The organism is Cohnella sp. SGD-V74 (assembly GCF_003001675.1).
Classification (GTDB): domain Bacteria; phylum Bacillota; class Bacilli; order Paenibacillales; family Paenibacillaceae; genus Cohnella.
The window spans coordinates 172696-198411 of record NZ_PVYW01000018.1 but is presented as its reverse complement, the minus strand read 5'-3'; the positions used below and the strand labels follow the sequence as shown (position 1 = coordinate 198411).

26 protein-coding genes and 2 pseudogenes are annotated in these 25716 nt (G+C 42.3%); 3 read left to right on the top strand and 25 right to left on the bottom strand.

What is annotated here, in order from left to right; genetic code table 11:
• A pseudogene (locus B0G52_RS25300) lies at window positions 1–484 on the bottom strand (IS110 family transposase); the annotation flags it as partial.
• Between the two features lie 195 nt (window positions 485–679).
• Here B0G52_RS25300 and B0G52_RS36300 point away from each other — a divergent pair.
• Window positions 680–958 (top strand): annotated as a pseudogene (locus B0G52_RS36300) (glutamate synthase); the annotation flags it as partial.
• Between the two features lie 1041 nt (window positions 959–1999).
• Window positions 2000–2362: a DUF3888 domain-containing protein gene (locus tag B0G52_RS25285; RefSeq protein ID WP_094048446.1), complete on the top strand. Its 363-nt coding sequence runs from the start codon at window positions 2000–2002 to the stop codon at window positions 2360–2362.
• Between the two features lie 159 nt (window positions 2363–2521).
• On the opposite strand, the gene B0G52_RS35395 is transcribed toward B0G52_RS25285, so the two are convergent.
• From B0G52_RS35395 to B0G52_RS25210, 14 genes are all read right to left on the bottom strand, one after another.
• Window positions 2522–2950, bottom strand: coding sequence for a hypothetical protein (locus B0G52_RS35395; RefSeq protein ID WP_143762647.1), 429 nt, complete (start codon window positions 2948–2950; stop codon window positions 2522–2524).
• A gap of 1 nt (window position 2951) precedes the next feature.
• Window positions 2952–3545, bottom strand: coding sequence for a hypothetical protein (locus B0G52_RS25280; RefSeq protein ID WP_094048444.1), 594 nt, complete (start codon window positions 3543–3545; stop codon window positions 2952–2954).
• Window positions 3546–4166: 621 nt separating this feature from the next.
• Window positions 4167–4697 carry a hypothetical protein gene (locus B0G52_RS25275; protein ID WP_094048442.1) on the bottom strand — a complete coding sequence of 177 codons (531 nt, stop codon included), beginning with the start codon at window positions 4695–4697 and terminating at the stop codon, window positions 4167–4169.
• On the bottom strand, window positions 4694–6421 hold the full coding sequence (locus B0G52_RS25270; RefSeq protein WP_094048440.1) for a M23 family metallopeptidase: 1728 nt from the start codon (window positions 6419–6421) through the stop codon (window positions 4694–4696). Before B0G52_RS25270 ends, B0G52_RS25275 begins: the two co-directional genes overlap by 4 nt.
• 54 nt (window positions 6422–6475) lie before the next feature.
• Window positions 6476–8680, bottom strand: a complete 2205-nt coding sequence (locus B0G52_RS25265; RefSeq protein WP_094048438.1) for a tape measure protein — start codon at window positions 8678–8680, stop codon at window positions 6476–6478.
• The gene (locus tag B0G52_RS25260) at window positions 8677–10767 is read right to left on the bottom strand and encodes a VirB4 family type IV secretion system protein (RefSeq protein ID WP_094048436.1); all 2091 of its coding nucleotides are present in this window, start codon (window positions 10765–10767) and stop codon (window positions 8677–8679) included. The genes B0G52_RS25265 and B0G52_RS25260 overlap by 4 nt, the downstream gene beginning before the upstream one ends.
• Window positions 10754–11614 (bottom strand): hypothetical protein, encoded by an 861-nt coding sequence (locus B0G52_RS25255; RefSeq protein ID WP_094048433.1) that lies wholly within the window; start codon window positions 11612–11614, stop codon window positions 10754–10756. Before B0G52_RS25255 ends, B0G52_RS25260 begins: the two co-directional genes overlap by 14 nt.
• A gap of 4 nt (window positions 11615–11618) precedes the next feature.
• Window positions 11619–11921, bottom strand: a complete 303-nt coding sequence (locus tag B0G52_RS36710) for a PrgI family mobile element protein (protein ID WP_094048431.1) — start codon at window positions 11919–11921, stop codon at window positions 11619–11621.
• Window positions 11922–11982: 61 nt separating this feature from the next.
• Window positions 11983–12342: a hypothetical protein gene (locus tag B0G52_RS25245; RefSeq protein ID WP_143762645.1), complete on the bottom strand. Its 360-nt coding sequence runs from the start codon at window positions 12340–12342 to the stop codon at window positions 11983–11985.
• A 961-nt stretch (window positions 12343–13303) separates the two neighbouring features.
• A complete protein-coding gene (locus tag B0G52_RS25235) occupies window positions 13304–13792 on the bottom strand; it encodes a single-stranded DNA-binding protein (protein ID WP_094048425.1) in 489 nt (162 codons plus the stop codon).
• 25 nt (window positions 13793–13817) lie between these two features.
• Window positions 13818–14522: a Sak single strand annealing protein gene (locus tag B0G52_RS25230; RefSeq protein WP_094048423.1), complete on the bottom strand. Its 705-nt coding sequence runs from the start codon at window positions 14520–14522 to the stop codon at window positions 13818–13820.
• A gap of 192 nt (window positions 14523–14714) precedes the next feature.
• Window positions 14715–15236 (bottom strand): hypothetical protein, encoded by a 522-nt coding sequence (locus tag B0G52_RS25225; RefSeq protein ID WP_094048421.1) that lies wholly within the window; start codon window positions 15234–15236, stop codon window positions 14715–14717.
• A 22-nt stretch (window positions 15237–15258) separates the two neighbouring features.
• The gene (locus B0G52_RS25220) at window positions 15259–15660 is read right to left on the bottom strand and encodes a helix-turn-helix domain-containing protein (RefSeq protein WP_094048419.1); all 402 of its coding nucleotides are present in this window, start codon (window positions 15658–15660) and stop codon (window positions 15259–15261) included.
• A 1151-nt stretch (window positions 15661–16811) separates the two neighbouring features.
• Window positions 16812–16946, bottom strand: coding sequence for an ATP-binding protein (locus B0G52_RS25210; RefSeq protein WP_094048415.1), 135 nt, complete (start codon window positions 16944–16946; stop codon window positions 16812–16814).
• A gap of 489 nt (window positions 16947–17435) precedes the next feature.
• Between B0G52_RS25210 and B0G52_RS36480 the strand changes: the two genes are divergently transcribed.
• Entirely contained in the window at window positions 17436–17570 is a 135-nt protein-coding gene (locus tag B0G52_RS36480; RefSeq protein ID WP_255407509.1) for a hypothetical protein, read from the top strand.
• 87 nt (window positions 17571–17657) lie between these two features.
• Here the strand turns inward: B0G52_RS36480 and B0G52_RS35995 are convergent, their stop codons facing one another.
• The 10 genes from B0G52_RS35995 to B0G52_RS25160 form a co-directional block, all read right to left on the bottom strand.
• The gene (locus B0G52_RS35995; protein WP_198960723.1) at window positions 17658–18032 is read right to left on the bottom strand and encodes a transposase; all 375 of its coding nucleotides are present in this window, start codon (window positions 18030–18032) and stop codon (window positions 17658–17660) included.
• Window positions 18033–18212: 180 nt separating this feature from the next.
• Window positions 18213–18443, bottom strand: a complete 231-nt coding sequence (locus tag B0G52_RS35990; RefSeq protein ID WP_106359415.1) for a hypothetical protein — start codon at window positions 18441–18443, stop codon at window positions 18213–18215.
• Between the two features lie 704 nt (window positions 18444–19147).
• Entirely contained in the window at window positions 19148–20122 is a 975-nt protein-coding gene (locus tag B0G52_RS25190; protein WP_094048411.1) for a hypothetical protein, read from the bottom strand.
• Window positions 20123–20139: 17 nt separating this feature from the next.
• The gene (locus B0G52_RS25185) at window positions 20140–20709 is read right to left on the bottom strand and encodes an HD-GYP domain-containing protein (RefSeq protein WP_158223861.1); all 570 of its coding nucleotides are present in this window, start codon (window positions 20707–20709) and stop codon (window positions 20140–20142) included.
• Window positions 20710–20720: 11 nt separating this feature from the next.
• Window positions 20721–21299: a hypothetical protein gene (locus tag B0G52_RS25180; protein WP_094048407.1), complete on the bottom strand. Its 579-nt coding sequence runs from the start codon at window positions 21297–21299 to the stop codon at window positions 20721–20723.
• Window positions 21292–21759, bottom strand: coding sequence for a hypothetical protein (locus B0G52_RS25175; protein ID WP_233163027.1), 468 nt, complete (start codon window positions 21757–21759; stop codon window positions 21292–21294). The genes B0G52_RS25180 and B0G52_RS25175 overlap by 8 nt, the downstream gene beginning before the upstream one ends.
• Window positions 21760–22008: 249 nt before the next feature.
• A complete protein-coding gene (locus tag B0G52_RS35695; protein ID WP_158223860.1) occupies window positions 22009–22185 on the bottom strand; it encodes a hypothetical protein in 177 nt (58 codons plus the stop codon).
• A 196-nt stretch (window positions 22186–22381) separates the two neighbouring features.
• On the bottom strand, window positions 22382–23296 hold the full coding sequence (locus tag B0G52_RS25170; protein WP_094048405.1) for a hypothetical protein: 915 nt from the start codon (window positions 23294–23296) through the stop codon (window positions 22382–22384).
• A gap of 12 nt (window positions 23297–23308) precedes the next feature.
• Window positions 23309–24352 (bottom strand): type II secretion system F family protein, encoded by a 1044-nt coding sequence (locus tag B0G52_RS25165; protein ID WP_143762644.1) that lies wholly within the window; start codon window positions 24350–24352, stop codon window positions 23309–23311.
• Window positions 24303–25715, bottom strand: a complete 1413-nt coding sequence (locus B0G52_RS25160; RefSeq protein ID WP_094048401.1) for an ATPase, T2SS/T4P/T4SS family — start codon at window positions 25713–25715, stop codon at window positions 24303–24305. The genes B0G52_RS25165 and B0G52_RS25160 overlap by 50 nt, the downstream gene beginning before the upstream one ends.
• Window position 25716: the final 1 nt, after the last annotated feature.

Sequence of the window (25716 nt, the reverse complement as noted above, 5' to 3'; positions counted from 1 at the left end):
TGAACGATGGTCTCTCGATTTGCCACGAGAACGCGCAGTTCCATGAACACTTCGCTGGTTTCTTTAATAAAAGAGTAGTAGCCGTTTTTCACCATGTCGGCGATAACAAAGGCATCTTTGATGTCGCTTTTGGATGGTGTATTGTCGCGGTTTTCCTTGTTCTTTTTGACGAGATGAGGATTCACCAGCACGACCTCGAGGCTACGATCTTTAAGCCAGGCAGCGAGGCTGAGCCAGTAATGGCCTGTGGGTTCCATGCCGTTGATGGCGTCGATTAGTTGATGCGTTTCCTGCAGTTCTTTCATCCACTGAAGCAGTAGGTTGAAGCCAGCGTCATCGTTGGAGAAGTGAAGGGGAGAGCCAAGCAGGACCCCACGGAAGTTGAAACGTGGAACTGCTGTGCGATGTCGATACCGACGACCAGATGCTGGGTTGAAATGTGTTCGAGCAATTGATTATGTTTGGCTTGAGCTTTAAACTTCAAGTAGAGCGACCTCCTTAAGATGGCAAAAGGGCTATGACCCGTGACTACCCCATCGTACCGGAGGCGCTCGTTTTTGTGCAAAGCGCAAAATTAACGCTCTACAGGAATCCTAATGGGGAACGATAGTAGAGGAGCTTGCCATACGGCAGCTCCTATTAATTTGTTGAAGTAACGGGCAGCAGTAGCAACAGAGGCTGCGGTACTGTTAGACCGCATGGTGAAAAAGAACTGCGTCAGCCAGAACACAACTTGTATATCGTTGGCGCAAAGAGCTATGGCCGAGCACCAACGTTCTTGATGGCTACCGGTTATGAGCAAGTCAGATCCATTGTCGCGGCACTCACCGGTGATTGGGAGGCTGCTACGAAAGTAGAGCTGGATTTACCTGAAACAGGTGTTTGTAGTGCTGGGAACTTGTTGAATTCAAATAATGTTATTACTGGAACAACGGCCGAATGTTGTGGTAGTGCATAAAGTTCCAGTAAGTACGACTATAAACTCATCTTGCTGTTCGTAAGAACAAAATGGGTTTACATTTTCTAAGTTGTGCGGGTGTATAAAACCAAAATCCGGAAGCACCGGTATATGAGGGCCTTGGCTAAATGCCTTGGCTTTTTATTTTGGAAAATTGCCAATTGCGGCGAGAACCATGGGCAAGGGACTCATAATAATCAGTACAGATTCTTGACATCGTTGTTTGCAACCAGAGGAAGTTTTGTTATTTAAGCTCGAAGACATATGTATAAAATACGGCTTTTATGCAATAGTCGAGCAGCTGAAGCTTTGCGCTGCGCTGTCGGTTTGTCTAATGACACAAAACCACCATCTATGGTGACACAACAATCCCTCATTAAAGAAGTCAGTCATTATTGGCCGAGCAAGCCCCACTTTCCATAGCAACAGCCTTCTGAATTTGCCGAATTTGCGGGTAGCGTTGCGGCAATTCCTGTTGACACAAAACTACCCTCATTCAATTGCGAAGCCCTTTACCGCTTGAATGTTATTGGGGGTACATTTGTGACATTGGACACGGTTCGTATGGCCACGTGTCCAGTTCCAGTTAAATCCGAACTTCTATAACCTTCATTACGAAAAAGTCCATTTAGTTCGTATTTATTTGAATGAACTCCTTTCCAGTATCTCCACTTATACCCTGGTTCTTCAACAGCGACTCTCGTTAAAGTCTGGAGTATCGTGTTATAGAACTAAACAGTTCGTAAAAGCGTGTTATCTGCCGTTTCATCACAATACGAACTATTTGCGATAAACGTCCTTCTGTTGATGGCTTCGAGGACATTGCATAGTTCGGACTATTCTGTTACTGGACACCACGCTTCGCCGACGCTCCGATCCAACGTCCGGCTTTCCCTCCCTGCTTCTTAGTTCGAAAATCAGCAATTAGCAACAGCCTTGTTGTCCGTGTACCTGTTCGAGCTGGCTACTTTGAATTTCTTTTCACTTATTGGGAATAATAATATTAATCAGTACAAAAATTAACTTAAGGGGTTTTCACAATTGCGAAGAATATCTAAACTAATTTTATTTTCAATTTTGTTATTTGTAGCTGCACAATCAACAACGGCCGCACCTTTTGCAACCTCATCAAGTGAAGAAGAACAAAATAAATTAATAATAGCTCTACTGAATCCAGCAATTGAAAATTCAATCGTCGGGTACTATGGCGAGCCAAAGTTATATGATTCAGCAAAAATTATAGAAATAAAGACACTGCAACCGGGAAGTTCCATATTTACAGTTAAGGTTGTATTAACGACTTTTACGGGTCCACATAACCCGCCTTACGGTAGAGATACAATTAAATTAAAAGTGGACACTACATCCACAAAAGTAGAAAGTTTTGAGCACGAAAAAATGTAAGGGAAAGCTATCAATGAAAATTATAAGCTTGGCATCACGTCCGGATGTGGCATATTAAAGCAAAATGAGGTTAACCAAAATTAACTGGTTAACCTCATTTTAAGAAGATTTGAAAACACAACTTTAGTTGAGTAAATTCCTGTTTAATTTCTTTTGATATTAGTAAGTGACCGAATAATCGGTTTTTTGTTTACCGAAGCTTAGTGCGTCTGATGTGTTCGTTGCATTATTAACACCAAAGTAAACATCGAACCACCATAATGTTAATCCTCTGGTGTAATTTACATCCCCCATATCTTCTACTCTAAAAGTGGTCCGTGAATGCCCAGGGGCAAGAGTAAGAGCACTTGTAGTAGTTATGATTGCTCCAAAAGGAAAAATAGTCCCACTATTTGCGTCACCGGATACTTTAGGATGAACTGCGGCTGTGTAATACCGAGTTGGAGTTGTGCCATGATAAGTAGTTGCGCCAGTTGCAGCCACATAACCTGTAACATCCTGATTAGTAACAGACAATGTTGTGGCATTTGCAATAGGAGCAATTGTCAACAAGAATAATAGAAGTAGCGCACTAATTTTAATTTTCATATTAGTTTCCTCCCAATATTAACTTGATTTGTGGCTTGCCTGTCCGATAAGCCGTCTTTGGATTGAAATATAATCTCGTAAATTTTTGATCCTTATTTAACCCAACCACAGAGAAGAAAAAGCCATTTTCATCTTTTTCAATTGTAAAATGATAGCCTTTAGCCCATTCCACCCCCGGTTTTAATTTATTTTTTTTTGCCAACTCCACCATTTCCGTTGAATCTAGAATGAGATCATTTTGTTCAATAAGTTGAATTTCTTGAATTGAATCCGAAGAAACTTGTTTGTGATCAACACCTCCATTTTTTACATTAAGGATTAGTACGTTCTGTTTTTGAATGTCTCCAAAGATCATGTTCCAACTATATCTTTTTCCATTACTACCCTGGGATCCTTTAAAAGTATTAGCATCATCAACACTGGTCAGATAAATTAATTTAGCGTTATTATTCCACTTTTTTGCTTCCACTAATCCAATACTGTATGCTTCTTTTAACGATATTTCATGAGGTTTTGATCTTTTGTTTGTAATGAAAGTAATTACTCCGATGCAAGCTACAATGACAATAATGCCCAGAAGGAATTTTTTCCTCACTTCTTTCTCCTTTAGCAAATCTATTAATCTATTTACACATAAACTATAACATCGAACAATTTTATGGTACAGATTACTACATTACTAATTTAACGACAAAAATAGACTATTTTCATAATTAATTGGTCGAGTAGGCGGGGCCTCTCCGTCGCGGATTGTGCCCCTACCCCTCACAGATCCGTACGGGCGCAATTTACGCAAACGGCTCTTCACATCATCATTAACAGATTTGGCTTGTCATCATGTAAATACGAGTTTTGGGTAATTTAAAGTGTTTGGGACTTTGAAGTACTACGCAGACGCAGGCGATTTGGGAGCGCGATGCCGATGCGGCAGCATCTGCGGAGAGGCATCGGGTTGAGCTGGAGATTAACGTTTTTGAAGCATTAGCAGTAGACAACTTTGATAGTCTACTTTGTCATCTTCACATTGCAACATCCTTTGAGAATTATGTTTGACTGTTTACTTATTGGAAAGAAAAAACCACTTAAACTTTTTCGGATTCTGCATTTCCGGGAAAGTTTATGTGGTTTCTACCTTATAGTAAGTTCATACGGGAATGCTTACGATATTTACCGTAGGCTCAGTTTCGTCAATGAATACTGATCATTTTAATATCGATTAATTGTCTATTTTTACAATTAGCCAATATTTTTCTTTACCATTATGTCCACGCTCAGAAAACTCACGAAATGAAAGTGTATATGTGTTTGGTTTATCCGTATTCAATTTAGTTGAAACAGTTACTTTTTGATAATAGCCGTCCCACTTACTTTTAGATATTCTTAATGATTTTAACTCATTGGGATTGAAGAGTTTGATATAACTAATGAATGCATCTTGTGGACTCAATTCTTTATGGAATGAAATATAGTCCATTAAAACATTTGGTTCAATAAAGCCAGATGCAGTATCGTAATCGCCAATGTTAATGAACTGAAAAAATTGTTCTGCAACAACTTCTGGAGGAAGAGTCTCCTCAAATTCGTCTCCCCATTCAGCAGCAGATCCGTCATCAATCGAAATACTCTCAGGCAGAACATTTGGCACTACAGGTACCTCAGATCCTTCATTTTTTGTTCGACTCATAATAATTACAATGCAAATTGCAATGACCCATAAAGAGATCCCTATGATAATTAATTTCTTCATGGTTCCCTCCTTAAGTACCCAGCAGGATTAACTGCTTTCCCGTTCACATATACCTCCAAGTGGAGATGAACACCAGTTACAAGGCCTGTTTGCCCCATAATCCCTAATGCAGCACCCTTTTTAACTTCATCATCTTTTGTTACTTGTAACGATCCCGCGACCATATGTGCATACCGCACTACCACTCCATCTCGATGTGTGATCATGACACTGTAGCCATAGCCGTCATTTTTAAACCCGGCCCAGGTTACTGTTCCCGCCTCGACAGCATAAATTGGGTAATCCTTACTTCTGTCGGATCTTGCAATATCAATTCCTTTATGCAATTTTCGTATTTTCTTAACTGGATGAATCCTCCAGCCATAAGGGCTTGTGACCACTGCGTTCGTGAGAGTGGGGTATGCCCACTCTTTACTGCCAGGAATGTTTGGAGACTCGGCAATTGTACCACCAGTATAACCCCCACCTCCGTTTCCACCATCTGAACCTCCGAATCCATCCTCATTGGGAAGCAGATACTGCGGATCATACCCTTCAATTGAGTTTAAACTAGGGTCATTGACTTCAATCGCATCATGTAGATAATCAAAATCGCCAACCGTATATCCGTAAGCAATGAGCGCATCATTAAATTTTGTGAAGTCAACTATTTCTTCATCTTTCTTGATCTTCCAAGTGTTAATTTTTTCAATAGTTGTAGAACTGCTTTCAGATTCTCCGGTAAATTCATTCAAAGTTACAGTACTATTTGAGGAGTCGCTCTTGGTGCTCATCGCATAACTGTAGGTAAATGTTTCAACGTAGGAATCTTCATCTAACCACTCAACATCTTTAATTATCTCAGGGCTTTTCTTCCAAGTTGATGTTGTCACGCTTCTACTAGACGTACCAGTTTCATCACCAGCATCCTTGGCTTTAAGTGGTCGAGAAGAACTGCGGTAATCTGTATCAATATAGGGTTCGTAGAAATATTCAATCGTAATAGCTTCTGGCGAGTACGTGTGAACTTCGGATTGAAGTTCAAAATGAGTGAAAGTTATTGTAGTATCATCGTAAGATGTACCACCGGATTCTTCAGACCCAGTTGTACGTGATTTGCTCACAGTCTTTCGCTCATCAGTAATCAAATCATATGTATATTTATAGTCTCGATTCCAAGCAATTGCTCTTTCCATAACTTTAATCGTAGTAGATGAAGTCACACTTCCGTTAATTGTAATTGTATTCTTCAATTCTTTGGGGAACAGTTCAGCAGTTAATTTCTCAGCAATTCCCTCCGGATCGATTTGATCAGGCTCACGGTCTTCTTTTAATATGCGAATATTATCGATTGCCTGAAGAATCCATATAGGAACACGATACTTTGGAAATTCGCTTGATGTATCAATTACTGACTGTTCATATCGTGCTTTTAATGCTTCTACGTCGACATTGCTATCGTCATCGAACCATCCGAATAGACTACCGATAAAGACAGCTGCACCAGCAAAAAAGCATACTGCTACAATGGCGATCGTTACAGGTAAACCAATCGTAGCAGCAAACCAAATCACTGCTTTCAAGATAGCTTTTGCAATTAGTTTAAAAAGGACTTTTACTATCTTTTTGATTATTTTTTTTGCAACTTCTTTAATGGCACGCTTGGCAAAAGCTTTAGCAACATCCATCCCTTTTTGACCTATTCGTCGAACTGTTGAATCCTGGCCATCTTGGTTCTGATCCAAATCTTTCACTCCTTAAAAGAGCCCTACTTGACAGTAGGGCTCTCAAACTACGTGTCAGTATTTGTCTACGAATTTTTTCCGTAACAAATCTACATGTTGGGACTTCTGCTCATTTCCACTCCCAATAAATTGATGAGGGTCGGCAGTTTTTCCGTTATATGCACTCTTGCCACCATTGTTATAAAGATATGAAACTGGAGCAAACTCTGGTTTTGAGGAACCGCCGCCTTCTACTTTAACGTCGACCTGTTCTTTAACAGGAGCCAAACGAACTGAATTCCCCTCCCCTTCAATTGAATACTGTGTAACGACGGTTTGGCCGGATTGAAGTGAGGAATTTCCTCGACTATAGTTTGAAATTGGAACGAAGGAATTGTCGTTAGGGTTTTTATAGGCTAGAACGCTTGAATTGTTGTTTTCAACAGTGTAAACAGACTTAACTCCGGACTGCTTCATATCATTTAGTCGACCTGCGCTTAATTTACGGCCGGGTACGTTTCTTCTAGCAAACGCATCTCCCTGCTCATACCCGCCCCTTCCCATGACAACTTCTCCAGCAGCCCCCCAGCGTTCAGCTGATTGTTCACGATTTAAGGCTAATGAGTGAGCTTCATCTTGCGGACTCAATGGTTGCTTCCCTTGACCGCGGATTGCGCTGCCTAGAGCGCGGATTTTTCTTGTTGGAACATCCCCGTCTCTTGGTGTTAGAGCTGAGTATGCAGATTGGTAAGTGCCCGGCATTTGCTTTACATGTGCAGCCACTTTCTTTGCGCCGTTAACGGCTCCTTGGGAAGCAATTTTAGAGCCAACAAAACTTGCTGCGCCTGCACTGTAACCTGCCCTGTCTCCCATTTTCGCCCCTACTTCTCCTCCGATGAAAGCTCCAGCTGGGCCTAGTCCAGAGCCAGCAAAGCCAAGACCCAAACGCAGAGCTGCTGACCCAATGCCGGCGCCAAACTCTCCTGCTGCACGCAGTCGCCTTGTAAAAGGCGTGTTCGTCCTCGCGACAGAAGGGTTTATTCCTCCGCCTCCTCGTTCTGCAGATGATGATCCACTTAGCATACTTTGCCCGAATTGAGCAGGACCAAAACCGCCACCAGAAGAGGCTCCGCGTCCAGTCTGTGATCCTCCGGATTTTTGACCAGCAAGTGCACCACCTGCATTAAGAGCTCCTTTCCCGAGGCTTGTTACTGCTTTAGTCATGTTCATCAATCCTGCAGCTCCGGTAAGGGTACCGATCATCGCAAGTTTTCCACCAGTTCCGGAAGTTGCACCGAAAATAAATCGAACGCTTTCGCTAATCGGAATAAAGAGACACATTGCAACTACAGCTTGGAACCAGCCCATTTGATCATCCATGATGTGAAAGTAGAACCAAAATAGAGAAGCATGTAGAGCTTGAGCGATAATCTGTGACCAAAGTTCTTTCATGGCGGTAAAGGTTATCGAATGAAGATTGGGGTAAAACAAACAACAAATCCAAAGTGGTGCGAGAACGAGAAGCAACCCGATCATTAATTTTCGCTGCAAATAAAATACTTCCCACCATATTGAAACGCCTTTGGCTACGAGAGAAACGGCAGCTTCAGATATCGGTGACTCCATTTGGCTCATCCCAGTATTGAGATCACTCATGACAATACGTTCATTTGTTAGAACGAGACCATCACCTTCGATGACGTTGTTATTAAAATCTTTAACAATTATTCCGCCCGTCAAATCTCTTTTCACAAGATCAACTATGAGGTTGTTCGCCTTAAAAAGAGCGCCGGTTAGAGTAAAGAACTGAAACAATAGGACAACTGCAATGATAGATTTTATTAGGGCGTCATTTACCTCAAATTTCATCGTCGATGATAGACTTTTTAGGGATAGAAGCACGCCAGACTTGATAATAGAAGCAGTAATCATAAAAAATGCAAAGGCGGAAAAAAGCATAAATCCACGATAAATAACATGCTTGAATTGTCCTTCGGTCCACATACCCATGACGGAGTAATCTGGACAACCCCGAAAGTAGTTATCTGCAGGCGCACATCCTCCATTAAACACGTGGTCCATTGGATCATGTATACCGCCAAGTAAGCCGAGCAAAAAATCGAGAATCCAGGTAATCGGTTTGATGTACCAAGGATCGCCGGCAAATGCGACAGGTATGAAAAAACCACAAATGCATGCCAACAGAATGACTGAAACCATGTATTTCTTGATAGATAAGAAATGAAAAGGTTTCCTAGCAATTGTGCTGAAGCTCTTCATACTGCTTCCTCCACTTCAGGCAGGAGTCCGTGTTGATATAGCCAATCAGGGTCTGTATCGATAAAGTGGCGCATTTCTTCACTAACGGTAACTTTGATGTAAGCGGTGCTTCCTCCAACTCGAAGAATACACATGCCTCTGCTATCGTCGTTTTCATCTTCAGGCGGACGTTGGCAGATGATATTTAGTTCACCATCGCTCAAGTTAAAGATGCTTTTGAGCTGTAGCCGCTCATCCATTTCGATCTGCCCAATTCTGAAGAAAGCTGCAGAGGTTGCGTTCTTAACCAATGCTTTCCCATTGTCGTCATCAATGAATGGGTTTAAGTCCTGCGTAATTACATCAATTCCAGCATTGTATTTTCTGCTTCGACGGGAAGAATCTTCGACAAATTCCATGCCGCCGGGCACCCGTTTCATACGCCATCCTTCCTCAAGTTTTATGCGTTTATGATACTTTCTTAGGGAAGGACGTTTTACAAAATACTCCCATCCTAGAACAAAGAGTATGTGCATGACGATATCGTAGATGTCGCTGCCTTCAATCGCTTTAATATTGAAGTTTATCCAGCTAATATTATCAAGTAAGCTATCGACCGAATGGCCGTCGCCAAAACTGGTTTGTCCATCAAGCAATTTACCATCGGGAAAGTCACGGAGATAACCACGACATACCCGAAGTAGACGATCAGCTAGAGGATCTTTGAGCTGCTCGTATGCGAATGTGTTTTTGTCAGGATTGATCGTTGTAGCCAGAAGCATTTGCCAGTAAATATCACTTAATGTTATTTCTCTTTTTCGAACATGAATATAAGTGATCTCTCCATTAATATTCTGTGGCGTTTTGTCAGGCTCATATAAGGATTTCGGATCTTCAGTGATACCAAACTGATTAAATGTATTTTTAATTGCTACCTTAACAATTGCCTTTTCCTCCGGAGTAAGGCCTTCCATGATTTTGTCATAAAACTTAACGAGTTGTCCGGTCTTTGGTCCAACTGGAACAACTACACGATTAACCTTTCTACCAGTCGGAAGTGTGATTTCTACTTCCTCTTCAGTAATCGCGCAGACATTTAAGCAGACGTCGGCGTTTTCCCGCACTTCTACTTCTCTTCCTCCTAATAGTCTACAAATTGGCCCGTTTTCCCCATCCGGATCGATCGAAAAAATTCTATAACCCAATTGGATTTGGGAGCTGGAAACAAATTTATTAAAGAAGCTTTTTCCTGATCCACTCGCGCCAACAATTAAAGAAGAGTAATTGGGTAAGTATTTTGCACAAACATTCAAGAACTCCATAGTACCGGTGTGCTGATTTACTCCTGCTGGAACGCCCCCACTATATGGAATTTCGGAACTGTAGAAGGGTGATGCTGCAACAATAGCTGTTCGATCCATAAAGCGACGGTCGTTTTTATCGGTAAATCTGTTATTTCCAATGGGAAGTGTAGAAATCCATCCACTTTTTTGCCTGTTGTATGCAATACGCAGATGGTGGTCATTCCCAATCAGATTATCTTGCATAATCATTCCAAGTTGATCCAGGACCTTCTCGTCACGAGCAAAAATGGTAACAAGACAAGTACTTAAAAAACCATCGTTGAAACCGTCACTGATTTCTTCTAATAAGCGGTTCGCAGCATCGAGAGATTTCTGAGCTTCGCGAGCTTCAATGTCATTCCCTGATTTGATCATGTTGAGCAATCTTGAGCCTTCATCAGTAGCTGCCTGCTTGTACAAACGTACAGCTTGGCTCTTTGTCAATTTCGTCAGATAATGTGTGACATTCACTGCTCCTGCTCTATATAGTGCATCAAGAGTCCCGGTTGATAATGTAGTTGGACCAAAATCTAGAATAAAGGTTCTAAATGGGTAGTCCCCAGACGTCCCCTCATTTTGATAGCCACGGTCTCTAATATTTGACGGAATTTCAAGTCCATTTAGTCCAACCAAATCAAAATAGGATAGCGTAGGAACGAGAGAATCATCTTCACCTTTATGCGTTGAAAGCTTACTTAAATCGATTTTCTCCGTTTTTTTGCCTCGGAATCTTTGAAACAGATTCTTAATTTTAAGCAATTTCATCCCCCAATTCTTCCATGTCGTCGATTACTCGGAAAGGCTCTCGCTCATAATTTGATGTCACGACATTGGACAGACGTCCTGGTCGATTTAGGATCGATCGAATAGTTTCGATGGAAGCATTACGTTTATGTGTAGCAAAATAGAGCGATTCGAGCTGACCTTCTGCGTCACACACATCTGATGCTCCCCCCATTAAACTGTAAGAACTAATCACATTTCCGGAGAGTCGCAGAAATTCATTTTGGGCTTTTGCTAGGATACTATCTTCGTCAAGTCCCTCCAACATCTTTGGAGAATAATCAAGGATGAGAAAGAAGTACCTTGAGTAACTAAATTCATCAACGGAGTTCTGCCATTGTTCCAAAAAGGGATAGAACATACTTTGCGCATAACGCTGCGCGATTTCATTTAAGTCTTTGAAATTTTCGTGATACTGTTTTAATTGGTCGATTAACTCGATTGGTCTGGACTGTACGTGGATTGCGAACTTTACCTCGCGCCCTGGTCCAAGAGACAGTTTCGCTAATAGTTCTTCATAACGGTTGTCTGTCTCAATTTGTTCTTGAAGCGATCTGAGATCATAATTAATCGGTCTGCATTTAATAGCACCTACAAAAGTCCGGATGTTATTCTCCGGTATTAACTCCAGGAGATTTCCATGTATGTCCTTTAAGCCGATAAGCTCTTTAAAATCACCTTTCAGTTCTTTGATTTTTTTAACAGACCGTTGATCGGTATCTTTTTTCTTCCTGTTGGCCAGAAAGGGCAGCATTGGCTTTCCAGTAATGCCGCGGTACATGATATAACCAATGCAGCCAAGCAAAAAAAACATTAATAAATCATCCACGTAATTATCGCCTCCACAATCCGCTCTCTCTTTTCTCATGACGTAAATAATAGGTTAAGTATCGATCTAAGAATAAAGCTGTAGCTTCATTCTTGATAAATCCAAAAACGATAGCGGGAACGAAAATAAGCAAATCCAAAACAATAATGATGATATTCATAACAAGAGGAAATGAATCGACATAGGTATACTGTATCAACTGAATACAAGCCAGCAGGCTAACAGACAAGTAAGCCACCTGTCTCCAAGAGAAGCTCATTTCCAATACCTTGAGAGGCTTTCTTTCCTTTTCCGTGTCGAAGGGCATCCGAGTTCTCAATTGATTTCCCCTTTCTAAAAATAGCCCTGCTTTTGCAGGGCTAGGTTTTCTAGGTCTGATTGATGAAGTAGCCGGCGAGCTGAGGAGCTTTTATGATAATTACTATCGATATGGCTGCACAAAGCATTGCAGAAATACCAAGTCCCCTTCGTTGAGAGTTCCCGAGAGACATTGAAAAAATGATCGCGCCGAGTACAATCGCTAGGATTGCAAGAATGACGCCCACAATCCGGAGGTTCAAGACCCATTTATCGAGCGTATCCGTAATTGCGGTCTCAGTTCCAGTACCAGACTGAACGCTTTCAATTTTGCTGAAGTCTAGATCATTCTTTGCAAACGTAGGTGCAGCTACGGCAAGGCTTAACCCGAATGTCAATAGGAGAACCGCAATAAGCCTTCTAATTTTCACGAACAACATACCTCCTAATGAATAAAAAGTGTTTTACGTTTGGTGCTCCTTTCTGGTCAGAATGGACAGACAACTTATTCTTGTCTGTGCAATATTTATCTGATAATATAAATTATATTAGATAAATATTGCACAAATAAGAATGTGAGGTGTCTTGCATGTTTGATTATTTTCTTTACGCAATCAATCAATTCATATTTGGACACGGAACGGATCGTACGTTCATACTAGTTTTTTCGCTTGTTTTCTTATTAATGGTTTTCGTTTGGCTATGCTTCACTTTCATTCATGTAATGCAAGCTGCAGTTTTGTTTGTAACACTTAGCTTTCTTTCGTTTTTTCCTGTCTTCTGCTTTCCGGATCAGTTCGATGCCGTTTTAATCAAGCTCGGGATTATTTCAGAGTGGTTCATATATCACTCTCCTCAGTACATCCGTGTTTGGACGGTATGGATGTTTTTAATATCCCTGATAACGACTCTGTTTTTTTGCTGGAATCTAACCTTGGATATTTTTAGCGGTCGTCCATCAACCTGGAAGCGTAAGTGGATGAATCTTCAAAAACGAGCTGATGAACTGGATAGAATGCCTTTCAAAATCGTTCATTGAAGTTGTAGATAGACAAAAGACTTCGGAAACAACAAAAAAGCCCTATCGATCGTGCAGGCATCTAATGTGTTTGTTGAAATCAAACACATTGAAATACTGCACCCGATAGGGCTGTTATTGCGAAAAATGTCCTTCTATTGGACAGAACTTTGAACTAATTGTAGTATAGCATATTGCACTTAAAATTGAACACTGGATAATTTGCAAAATTCGTATTTCTGCATATAAATGCACCAGAGGTGCTCCCTCCTTTTGATGGTAGTCTATAAGTTTCCTTGGTTACAAAGAAACCCGTTCATAAGTTGCTGCTGAGCAGCTCTTATGAACGGGTACCATGTAAAAAATGGATCTAGCTATACATTGTATGAAGGAGAACGATATGGACGGCCGCCGTTAGCTGGAATTGGTCCAGTTCGTCTTGTTCTGGAATCGCCTTGTTCTGAGGATAGATCGCGAGAAACAGCATATTCAAATCGCGGGTTTTCAGTTCGAGTCTGACTTTTGTTAAGTCGGCTAACTCCCTGTGGAGGTTCATCCAGCATGCGTATAAATTCTGCATGTATCTCAATCTGTGGGCCGATACCGTCTTTGGAACCTCTAACCGAAATTCTTCCTTCAACATAAATAAGACGTCCTTTTTTTATCAGCCTTGAGGCTTGCTTGGCCAAATCCCATTTTGCGACTACTGGAATGAAGTCAGCGTCCAATCCATCATCACCATCATAAGGACGATCGCAGGCGATACGAAAGGAAGCCCAGGGCGATCCGTCACCCATATTTCCAGTCTGAGGATCTGTTGCTACGTTTCCGATTCCGCTCCAGCGATTCAATAAATAAGTCATTTCAAAACTCCTTTACATGAGATAATTATGCAGAAATTTTCTTGAAGCCCTGCATAACCGTTATTTCTCCGTGCGGAGAATGTACGCGGCGTGCAGAAACTGCAAGTCTTTCCTCGATTCGAAAAGCTGCCCGATCAAACTCCTCGATCATATGTTCAGGGACCCGTACTTCGAAAATCTGGTTCCCAAGCTGTAGATCAAGACGGTAGTAGGGCTTCTTTGCACCGACGACGACGTCTACATCCTTTAATATGAAAATGTTATCTTCGGTCGCCGAAACATCGATCCGTTCAGAAGGATCCTGTCGCACCGGTGGTTCTTCCGGAAGGGGTTCAACAACAACTGTTTCATTTACTGGTTCGTCACCTTGTACAAAGGACCAAAACTGATGGTGCAATCCATGTAATCCAACGCAGATGAGGAAACAATCCTGTATTGCGGTTTGGATTTCATGAGCGGTCGCTCCCTCGAAGATCACGGCACCGTTTTCGTCGAGAACAGCCTGCAGGTGACTCCTGCGGATCTGATTGACAATTACAGTGACTTCGACGAAATAACCGACATCTGTTTGTAAATACGGATTGATCAGTCTTCCCTTTTTGTCCGGATAACGAGTTACTTCCCAGGTTGCATCAGGGTAACTTTGGATCAAAAAGCGCATGGCTTTAGCATACAAATCATCACCAACACGTTCAAGAAATGCAAGTGGATTGAATAAACCTTCAGTCATCGTAATTTCCTCCTTGTAAATAAAATGTAAACCTTAGAAAATGCAAAAAAGCCCTAGAGCTTCGTTCTCCTTCGTTTGCATAGGCAAACGGTAAAGAACGTCCTCTAGGGCGTCAAACTCTTGCATAAATGCTCATGGCGAAATAATATCTATCTGTATCCTATCAATAATATGAGCCGGAATCAATTGTTTTTATCGATCTAGGTGACTTGGAATGCAATGTCGGTGATAGTCATTTTTAATATGAGGACGTTCTCGCAAATAGTTTACATCTTCCGTCGTCAATGAGGATTGACATTTAATGCAATTCCTATGCGAAGCTGATAAAGGTATGTTCAATTTTTGATACTTCCCAAGGTTATGCCATCCCATCTGAAATTTATCAAACGCTGCGCGAAAAGCTTCAGCTTCGGCAAGATCCACTAATGTCGAAAGTGAGGTGTTACTTTTTTTCGTAAGATCCTCGAACCCTCTGCCATCATGATAGACTTCTCCGATCCAAACTCTGCAGATGACGACAATATATTGACCAGGTTCGATTGTAACTGATCGAACTTCACTTTTGTAAAGGCTGCCTGCAACCGTGCTTGCCCACCACTCATACCAATCATTCTTGATGAATGCTTTCGTTTGATTGTTTTCATGATAACTGACAGCTTCAAAAGGTAGTGACTTCTTAAGATCTTCGAGTATCAGATCGATTGATTTATCCATGATTAAGTCTCCCCCCTCTGGATTACTGGGTAACATCCCATTTCGCATATCGCTTAGCGGTGTATTCGCTTATGCTTTGATAGAACGATAGACCGTTCTCTATCTTCCCGGGAAGGTCGCGGAGCATCATCATAAAGTATTCGCGGCCGGCATCAGTGATTCTGCAATAATGTTTCACACGATTTACCGGATCATCCCACTGCTGCACCAGATAGCCTTTCTCGCGCATAAAGGCAATGCGTCTGCTCATGTAGGAGAGATTAACACCAACTCCCCTAAAAAATAGCACCATGCGAGAATCTAGTTCCTGAAGGTATCTCGGGGTTTCCATAATTTCTGAGAGTACAAAAAAATCAATTATTTCCTGTACCTGAAGAATACGGCCAACTTTTGAATCTTTAATAACAGGTGAATTTTGCTTCAACGATATGACCCCCTTATTCTTTCGTGGTGATCGATTCAGGATCGATCACCTATAATATCATGGCCCATTATGAGTTCTGAACGGCCAGATGTCTGACAAACTGCCAACTATGCTTGAAAAATAGCTTGTTGTTAATCAGAACGACCACATCGTCAAACTCATCTACGATCCCACCTTCATAGATGCAATCACCGTCGCTGAATACAGAAATTGGCCATTGAAACCATATGGCATGTTGAAAATCTGAATCGTGAGTAAGAACATACGGAATTGGCGTTTTCAATGGAGTTCCCCCGTTCGCATAGTTAAGAACATCTGTTTCCATTATAGCGTGCTCTTATTATCTTATCAACGTATATCTTATCACATAATACTATTATCCGTTTTTTCTTCTCCCTCCATCCTGGCGTTCGTCTGCCTGCTGGTCTGTTCGGGTCTCTCTTTTTGATGCTTTATATGTCACCGTCACATCAATTACTTTTGTGACTTCGCAATAATGCGGTTCGACCTTTTCCTTCAACTCTTCAGCTAGCCGTAAATACTTGAATCGTAGACCTCCTTTTTAAACCCATTTCGAAATATAGCGCGCGGACGGCCGCCCTCACATTCTTAGTCGTATCTAGATCCGTTTCACGTAACCTGATATAACCGAATGGTCTAGAAAAAAACGAAACCTCTAGGATGGAAAAAAGGGAGAAGAATTAAACCAAAGTTTCAAAGGGGAGAAGAATATGCAAACGTAACTGTAGGTAGGTAGTGCCACAATACGCGAGAATCGATGTTTAAGGATATATTATGTGATAAGATATACGATCATAAGATACACATTGTAGGCTTTACGTTATCAGCCTGACTAAATAGCGAGAAATCTGGATTGTGGATCCGCAGCGGAAGGCGGGAAAAAGCGGTCGCCTGCCGGCCTAAGACGTCTACTTCTCCCCGATCGGATTCATGCGACACCAGCACCCATGCTTATCGCCCATCTACGTTCGGACAACCAGGAATGTTATTCGAGTGCTCATAGAAATGCTTGAAGTTTGCAGTAGAATGGCCGACAAAATTGATGAGTAGTTGTACTCGCTCTTATAGCCACGTATGAGACGCTCCAGTGTGCCGCCGGGCTTCGCCTTGGCCAGAGCAGCACAAGTTCGTCAGGTCACCGTCATGCCCAGTTCGCAGGCACGCAGGCCGGCAGCAATGGCCCAGTGCGTCTTGCCGGTACCGACCGGCCCGTACAGGACGAGATTCCGCCCCCAATAAATGTACCTTCCGTCAGATCGCTCCACTGCAGGGAGCTTGGTAGCTTGACGCCATGGCGCTCGTAACCGTCCAGTGTCTTGTAGACCGAAAAACCGGCACGGCTAAGCAGAGCTTGGCTCGGCGGCTACGCTCCCGGCTTCCATTTCTTCCGCGAGCACTCTTCCTGCCGCGGTGTCGCCTCCGTCTCGCATAGCTGGACGGCGCGCTGGCTGAGCACAAACTTCTTGCAGAAGGCTGAGATTTCGGCGTGTAACGCCTCACGCTCCCCGTGCCATGTTCATGGTCTCACCCCGCCGCAGGCCCCAGCGTTCGGTCATACACGCTCAGATCAACGCTTGGGCTTTCCCCCGGATCAAACGAGGCCAGTCCTGAAGCAAGCACGACGCTTGTTTGCGCTGGTGAGCAGTCCGAGCTTCGTCGCTTCCTCCATCGCTTGCAAGGCGGTATCGAATCCATAGCGACCGGAGAGTTGCTCCATCGTAGCCAGCGTTTCCTTGAGCTCGGTGCGTACCAACTTGTCCAGCTACTCACGAAGCGCATCTGGAATCGCTTATCTCGGCTGGCTGTTTCTCCAGGTGCCGGGGGTTCTGCAGCAGGCGGCTGAGCGTGGTTCGGACATCGACGCTGTCGGTTCGTTGATTGCCGATTAGACGAAGGTTCACAGTAATCGGTTCGCCGCTTGGTAGCAGCGGTTCTACCGTATGGGCGCCGATTCGCACCGTCACTTCACGCCCGGCTCACTCCGGCGACGAGGAGTAGAAGTACTTACCATCAATGGAGAATTTGCCGTAGCCTTCCGTCTTCACTCTCGCGTAACGGCAGGCGGTGAACGGGTGACGCAGAAGGTAAAGCAACGCCTTCTTATCGTCCTCAAAGAGCAACTGGATGGGGACGTTTTTCTTGTAGTGCTCGCGCTGCCAGTCGGCTTCACAGCCTCCAAGTAGCTCCTCGTTCCTGCATGTGTCCCCTGCGACTGGTAGTGGCACGAAGACGTTGCGTCGAAAGTAGCCGACCTTGTTCTCGACATTGCCTTTCTCATGTCCGGCGTATGGATTGCAAAATGTCACCTCGAAGCCGTAGTGGGCCTTGAAGCGGAGGAACAGGTCCGTCATCTGGACGTGCTCGTTCACCCGGCGGCCGACGTCGCTGGCATTGTCAAAGACGAGGCGCCCCGGCAGCCGCCCATCCGGTGGAATAGGTCCCGGAGACCGTGAACCACGCACTCCGCCGTCTCACCGCCGAAGAGCTGCGTGTAGCCGGCGTTGCTGTAGGGAAAGGTGACGCACAGGAACTTACATTACAAGCCTTCTTCTCGCCGCTTCGCCCGGCGTTCCTTCCTGGTGCCGCGCTTCCCGCAGACTGCGCACGTACCGCTGAACCAGCGGATAGGAGGCGTCATACTTCGGACATTCCCCCACAAGTTGGTTATGGATGCGCTTGGCGGTATGCCGTTGCTTGTACCGGCTCTTGCGGTCTTCCTGGATGAGCGGCTTATACGGATCCAGCTTGGACGGCTCCGACACCGTCGCTTTCGGAATGTGTCGGACTCCAAGACCTTCCTCACCGTCTTTCGGTCGATCTGCAGCCGTTCCGTGATCGTTCTCGGCCCCAGGCCTTTGCTCTGCATATTCTTGATCGTCTCGATCTGACTCATCTTTAGTATCTCTCCGCCCCCTCGTCATCGTCTACGAACAGGTAGCGGAGTTGCTAGATTCGGTCCATTTCCGCACGATTAAAGTGGGGAATTTGCACATTTTTTTTGGGAAACCCATTTGATCATTTTGGGTACTTTTATCTTACCGTTCACATGCAGCTGGTCGAGTCGGCCGTCGGAGAACCCGGATTCCAGCTGTAACTCATGCCGGCCGTTGGCGGTGAGCCAATCGCGTTAGCTGGATTTCATCTGGAGAACCCAGCTCAAGCCACACTGATCGTACTGGCTTTCGACGTCGCCACAGAGAACCAGGAGCGTGAGAAACAACTGCTCGCGTTGGCCGCCGACGCCCGTACGTTGATCAAAGCCAGGATTCAATCGGCGAACCTGGACAAGTACTGCAGTTGATCATGTCGGCCGTGTCGCCGGCGCGCATAACGCGATCGGTCGTCTCCGCACCAAACGCGAATCTGTCTTTCATGAAAAGAACCAAGACGCGAACTGCAGCTGATCGTGCAGGCCATCGATACCCGTAAGACAAAAAAAGCTCCTATAATAAAAGGAGCTTACCGTTTATTCGTATTTCCAAACTACTTTATACTTATGAGGTTTACCACTAGGAAAAGCAATATCGATAATATCTCCTGGCTTTAGGTCTTTCCTTTTCATTTCATTATTTGAAAGCAAAAATGTCTCTTTCTTATTATTCAGGATAATTTCCTGCCCATTTTCGTAAAATTCTACAACATTGTTGGTACTAATCCTGCATTTTGATAATAATTCTCTTTGGAATGGTTGTTTACATTTTCGTTTTTCAACTAAATTAAATTCATATCTAAAACCTATTCCTTCTTGAAGTGGAATCCTTTTTATCGGCCGTACAATGTCTCCATCTTCTAGCCCCATTGCACGGACCCATCTTTCGCTAATGTAGCCTATTCCATCAGCTACATCAACATTACCACCTTCAATCTTCCGTTGGAATACATAGAGCTTGCCTTGCCAATCGTCACTAGTTGTTTGGTAGTCGTAAGATATCTCTTTAGTTCCGTTTTCATTTTCTAATTCTGACAATCTGTTTTTTGCCTGCAGATATATTTTTATTCTTGCTATTGTTTCTGCGTATTCTAACATTTCTGTGTGAACATCATGAATTTTATGTAGAATGTCCAGTTGAACTGTATTCGTTTTCAAATCTTCTGTGAGCGCCTTCTGCTCAACTAAAGCAATTCTATACTGGTCAAGCAGAGTAGACAACTTTACATGCAATATTTGTACGATCCTATTCTCAAGTCCGTCTTCGACCATTTTTTTAATAGTCCTAAATGTATCCTGCTTTGACATCTCAAAATGAGAAGAAAGTGGCCAGTTTCTTTCAAAATGTTCCTGGATGAAAGTATAACCTTCTACTGAACTAATGTATGTATCTAAGTTTACCTGCCCAAGCAAGAATGGGCTAAATATTTTATCGACAAGTGAAGATGTTATCCTTCCTGCAACATTCCTTAGGGATGCACTAAACTTTTCATTATCTGATCCGTTTATCATTCTTTTGTAGCATCCTCCTAATCAATTTTGGCTATGTTTTTTCTATCGATTACAAGATTCATTAATGCAGAAATGTACTTTTTGTTCAGATATCCCAATTGTCCATTTTCCATCATTTCTATTACATCCATCGGTTTTACTGCTTTTCTGTATGCTCGAACTTCTGTCATTGCGTCAAAGACATCACACACAGCCAATAACTTCGATGACTCTGTCTGATCTAATCTCCCATCCGGATATCCTGATCCGTCCTCTCTCTCATGATGCCCAATAACTGCTTGAACAATCTCGACATTTACTCTATATCTTTTTAGAAGTTCGGCCCCTAAAGTAACATGGTTTTTTACGCGTTCATACTGTTCCGGTTCTAATGGTCCTGGGAATGATAAAAGCTGATGTGGGACATAAATCTTCCCTATATCGTGTAACTGTCCCGACCGCCAAACTAGAAAAGAGTCTCTGTATTGCCAGCCTAAAAACCTCGAAATTTGTAAGCAAAGATTTGATACCCGAAGTGAATGATAATATGTTTCAGAATGATGAGCTCGTAATTTCTCTAATAAGAAATAGTCCGCACTTATCCTCAACTTATCTACTCCTATCGAAATCTTATATTTGAGACACTACTTTTCACAATTGGTTCAGATCTACTGAATCCCAAAAGCGGTTGCTTGATTTCTACTATGGCCACAACCGATGGACCGTATATGGTTACCGCAATATTTCTTGTTACTTCATGGTCTGTCCCAGAGTTAACCGAAATGCTTTTTTGATAGAAAAAGGGATAAGAGTTTGCAGTAACAGCCTCCAGTACATGTACAATTGGTTTGCTAGTCAAAAAGCTATCGTTTTGGGGTTGATCGTCATTGTCCAACCTCAGATTTAGTCTAAGGTATTTGTAAAAATTTTTTGTTCCTGCACTACTGTCCCAAACCAGGCGTCCCCTTGCTTTCTCTATCTCGTTGACATCTGCAGCTGCTGCTTTTGTCGCCTGGTCTAATGCAGGCTTAAGTTTATGGCTACTGGAAACTTGAAGAATCCAGTTGATAGAAACGGCCCAGATTAGAGTGATAAGAATTGCAGAGAACAACACAAAAACAAGAACGTGTGTTCCGCCCCTGTTATCTTTTAACGTATACCAACAGAGACTAAAAAACTTATTCCGGAGTTTACTCATAAGCTTCACTCCTTGCAAAGACCGTGATCTGATAGAATCCTTCATTTTCCTCGCTTGAACCATTACCTCCGATCGCCCTTATTATTTTGGTAATGTTTGGAGCAGGGTATTTTAATACGACAGAAACGGTCGGATCTGGATCATCCTTTAACACTTTATTAAAAGTGCTGCCAGAGTAAGAAGGATATCCGTTCCCGTTAATGCTAATGCTTCCCATTCCTATTTCTGAGAGCCTATCATTTGTGTTTTGGATAATGGTGGAGCTCATTAATCCGACATCCTGAACTTCCTCCAATGCATGATTCACGATGGAAATAAGTTTGTCATGTTTCATACTATAAACAAAGAACGGAATAATACTAAAACACAATACCATCAGAATGGGCATTATCCAGATGGTAGTAATCAAAGTTGCGACACCTTGATTACATTTCATGGTTTGTTTTATTCTGGTAATCATTGGATTGTATCACCTCTATATTTACACAATAGTGTTGTAGTCGTTTTTTAATGAAGCCTGCAGTTGCGTGGACCGCAGGCTTCAGAGTTAATTTGTAACATAGTCGTACTTGCGTATTTTTTCAGATAGGTTTCCATGCCCATCAATGACCTTCTGGTTCAATCCGTTGCCGTTGCCAAGAAAAATTGCAATGACTACACCTAACATCAAGACCCCGAGTGATAAACTAGCAAGTAATTTACTCATAGGTCATGGAAGCGTCGCCGTTACAGCACCAGTTGCTGGATCGACTCTCAGTGTTTCAATCCCCGTCCCGATACTTTCGCCTTTCGGCGTAACTCCCGGAAGGATCTTATAGCCTATTGCAAAAAATGTTATAGAGAGAACCAATACGGACACAGCAACAGTTGTCAACAATTTTCCCATTTACTCAATCTCTCCTTTTATGGTTAATAAATAAATGCTGTTTCTATCCTACTGCCGGTTGCCCCCCCAGCTGTAACCAGCGGAGGAATGATCTCAACTCCGAATATGTAAAATAAACATCCGAGCGTGAGAACACAAACCGCAACTGTTACAAGCAACTTGCTCAAAAAATCACCTCCTTAAAAGGTAGACGTATTCAAATACTTGTTGAAATTAGCTTACTCGCTTGTGTTACCCACGGATACAATAGTAGTATTAGCGTAATAAGGAATGGGATCAGAACTAAGAAGCTTATGACGATCGGAGCATTTTCGATTTGTTTTTTAACATCCGCCTCCAATGCAGCCTCAATACTTGCTGTCTGGTCCTTTAAGACATGAACGATATCAGTTGACTTAGCCTTGCTAATATTGTCCAATGCATTCACAAGTGGAAAAATTTCCGTAATTCCAACAGAAGCCTGAAATCCCCATATCGCCTTCTTCTGATCTACTTGCCACTTTTCAACTAGTTCTGTGATGTGAGGCTTTAGCAGATTTAAGGGTCTGCTTGCCCTACTAATCATTTCGCGAATGTCTGCTTTATCTGAAACACACAGAGATAACCTCTCTGCAAATAAAGCAATTTCCATTAACCATTTTGCCTTCTGACTTTTAGCAGCTGCCATAATGATCCACATTGGCAACCAATAACCAATTGAAGCAATTATGATTGTCCTTATCCCTACAATCACCCAGTCTGTCGGTGAAATTAATTTAATCATAATCGGATCAGTAATGGTCATCATGATTGAAACAACTGCCAGTGGTATTGAGATTGTCAACTGAATAACGATAAACTTATTTCTTGTCCAATCTGGAGATAGGCCGGATAATCGCGCTCTTTCTAGATACAACCTTTCCTTGTAAGGTACAGTTTTTGTCACACTATTTAAAATTGAATCTTCAGGTTTAGGTCTTTTTATTTTTCTTTCTGCTCTTTCGAGAAAAAGAGCCAGTCGGTTAGTTCGATTGAATTTGAATTGGGAAAAGAATGTCCTCCAGAATAAGAATGCCCCAACAATAAACAGAATTGCGGTTAGCCATGGTAGTACGTTTATACTGATTGACATTTCCTTGGCCTCCTAAAACTGTTTCTTCCCTGAACGAATGACTAAGATCATTGACACGAACATCACAATTATCGATAGTACAATTAGCAGCTTTCCTGTTGGATCAATAAAATATGCATGATAATTTGCTCCATCCAACCAAATGTTCACAAAAATTACGATAAAGTTTGAAATTACAAGAATGGTTGTTCCGATTCGAAAAACTGTGATCATTGCCAAGCGCGAATCTTCATTCGTTTTCTCAGTTTGCATTCGCTGAACAAGCCTTTTTAATGAATCTGTTATGTCGGAACCGTGCTCGGATGCAATTAGCAGCATATCTGCTAAATCTTCCGCCCATTTATTCCCTATTCTATCTGCAAACTCATAAAGAGCTTCGTCAATTTTTTTTATACTTAATGACAGCGATAATCGAGACCATTCACCCCTTACGTCTTCTGGCATTGTTTCCTCCGACTGCCGGATAACCTCTAGCATCGTTAGTCGGTGATTATAATTTCCGATTATATTTTGGACCAAAGCTATCATTCGAACCGAAATTCGATGGCGTTTTCTTTGTACTTTGAAGTGAACATAGAAATAGGGTATTGAGCCGAATAGAATACTTGTACAAAGACTGATGATCCAAACACCGGAATCACTCAACCGATCAGAACCAGTTGCGAATTGTACTTTCAGTAGATAGATAGCTCCTTCTATTCCCCAGAATGCAGAAATAGTCATGATGACCATTAATGCAAATATAAAACCTGGCTGAAATTTTATCTCAGCAAAGTCAATCTCCTTTACGAACTTCTTAAGAATAGGCGATTCCTTAAGAGAAAATGATGTGCTTATCCGGGGTGAATTTCCTTCAAACGTTCTCCACCGATTCTTGCCTTTGAATCGATTCCCAATCGTTTGGTTGATTTGAAGGATTAACATAGCTGATCCAACGATCCATAATGAGTGGAAAATGCCTTTGATTATTCCAGAAAGTACTGTATTACCAAGGATATTTATCAAATTACCACACTCCAAACTCAGCAAAATCTGCTGCCGTTGCACCATTTCCAATCAATCGTTCCTTGAACGACTGATGAAACTTGTTTCCAGTAGTTACCCAATCAAGTTTCTCATAGTCCCATAAGACAAGCGGTTTCACGTAAACCTTACCATCCTCAACGTACAAATGCGTTATTTCTGTAGCTACTCGATAGTTGACGTTTTTTATTTTTATGATCCGTTTATAGACGAGAATTGGAAAAGCTCGTGCAATCCGATTCATAATATCTGCTACATCATGATTTCGATTATCTTGTTTAATCATGTCGTATATATCCGATGTGATACTATCCCGATTGTTTGTATGAACGGTAACGATCACATTGTGACCACGTAGTGAACCTTGGATTGCTTGGTTGATTTCGCTTCCTTTTGCTTCTCCTTCTATGATCCAGGTCGGGGACATAACCAATAGCGGTTTAAAAGCTTCTTCCATTGTTAGTCCCAGTTCCTCTACTTCCCTGACTGCAAGTATATTACGCTTTCCGGATAGACGACGTCTTAAAGAAATTTCAAACTCCTTTTCCAATGTACGTATTCTATCTTGCTCTGACATTGCTTCGCAGAGGCCATACAAGTATGTAGTTTTCCCTGTATTAGTTCCTCCGCCGATCAAAAAGCTTGACTTAAACTTAATGAGTTTTTTTTGAAGCCCCGCCATTTGTGTATTAATCGTCCGAAATTGACTCGTAGCAAGCAAATCTAGCGATACATCTTTTACCAGGAAGTTTCTGATGTGAATTGCCGGCACATCAGAATACCTGGGTCTACTCATTACTAATCTAGATCCACTCCAAAGATAAGTTTGAAGAAATGGGTTTGCATCATTTATTGGCTTCTTACCACAAAGCGCGAGCCGGTCTTGAAGAAGTTCAACATGCTTTAATGAAGAAAATTTCCGATGGTGCATAGTTTGCTCGGCATTTCTGATTAGAAAAATATCTTGACCAATTGCTTGAACCTCTTCTACATCCGGCAGCCTCAGCAGATCATCCAATAAACTTGCACCACAAGTTTCTGCAAATACTGACTCTGCGGGGCTCAGATTATCAATTAATGTGCTCTCATCAATATCGATTTTGTATTCCAGAATCAGGTTTTCAACAACCGCCTTCAATCGTTCCTGGGCATTTGGTTCTCCTAAACCTGCACTCATAATATCCTCATGGAGCTGGGTATCGTTTTTCGATCGATCCATTAGATGCTTGTATATTATTTCTGAAGCTTCACTAAGGGACATTTTTGTTCTTACTCGACGTTTAGCAATCGGGATTAACTTCTCAGGCTTATTATCAAGTGAATTCAAATGTTTTAAATCCTTTATATAGCTTGTCAGATGAAATTTCTTCCTAATCCTCATAGTGGGTTCGCTCACA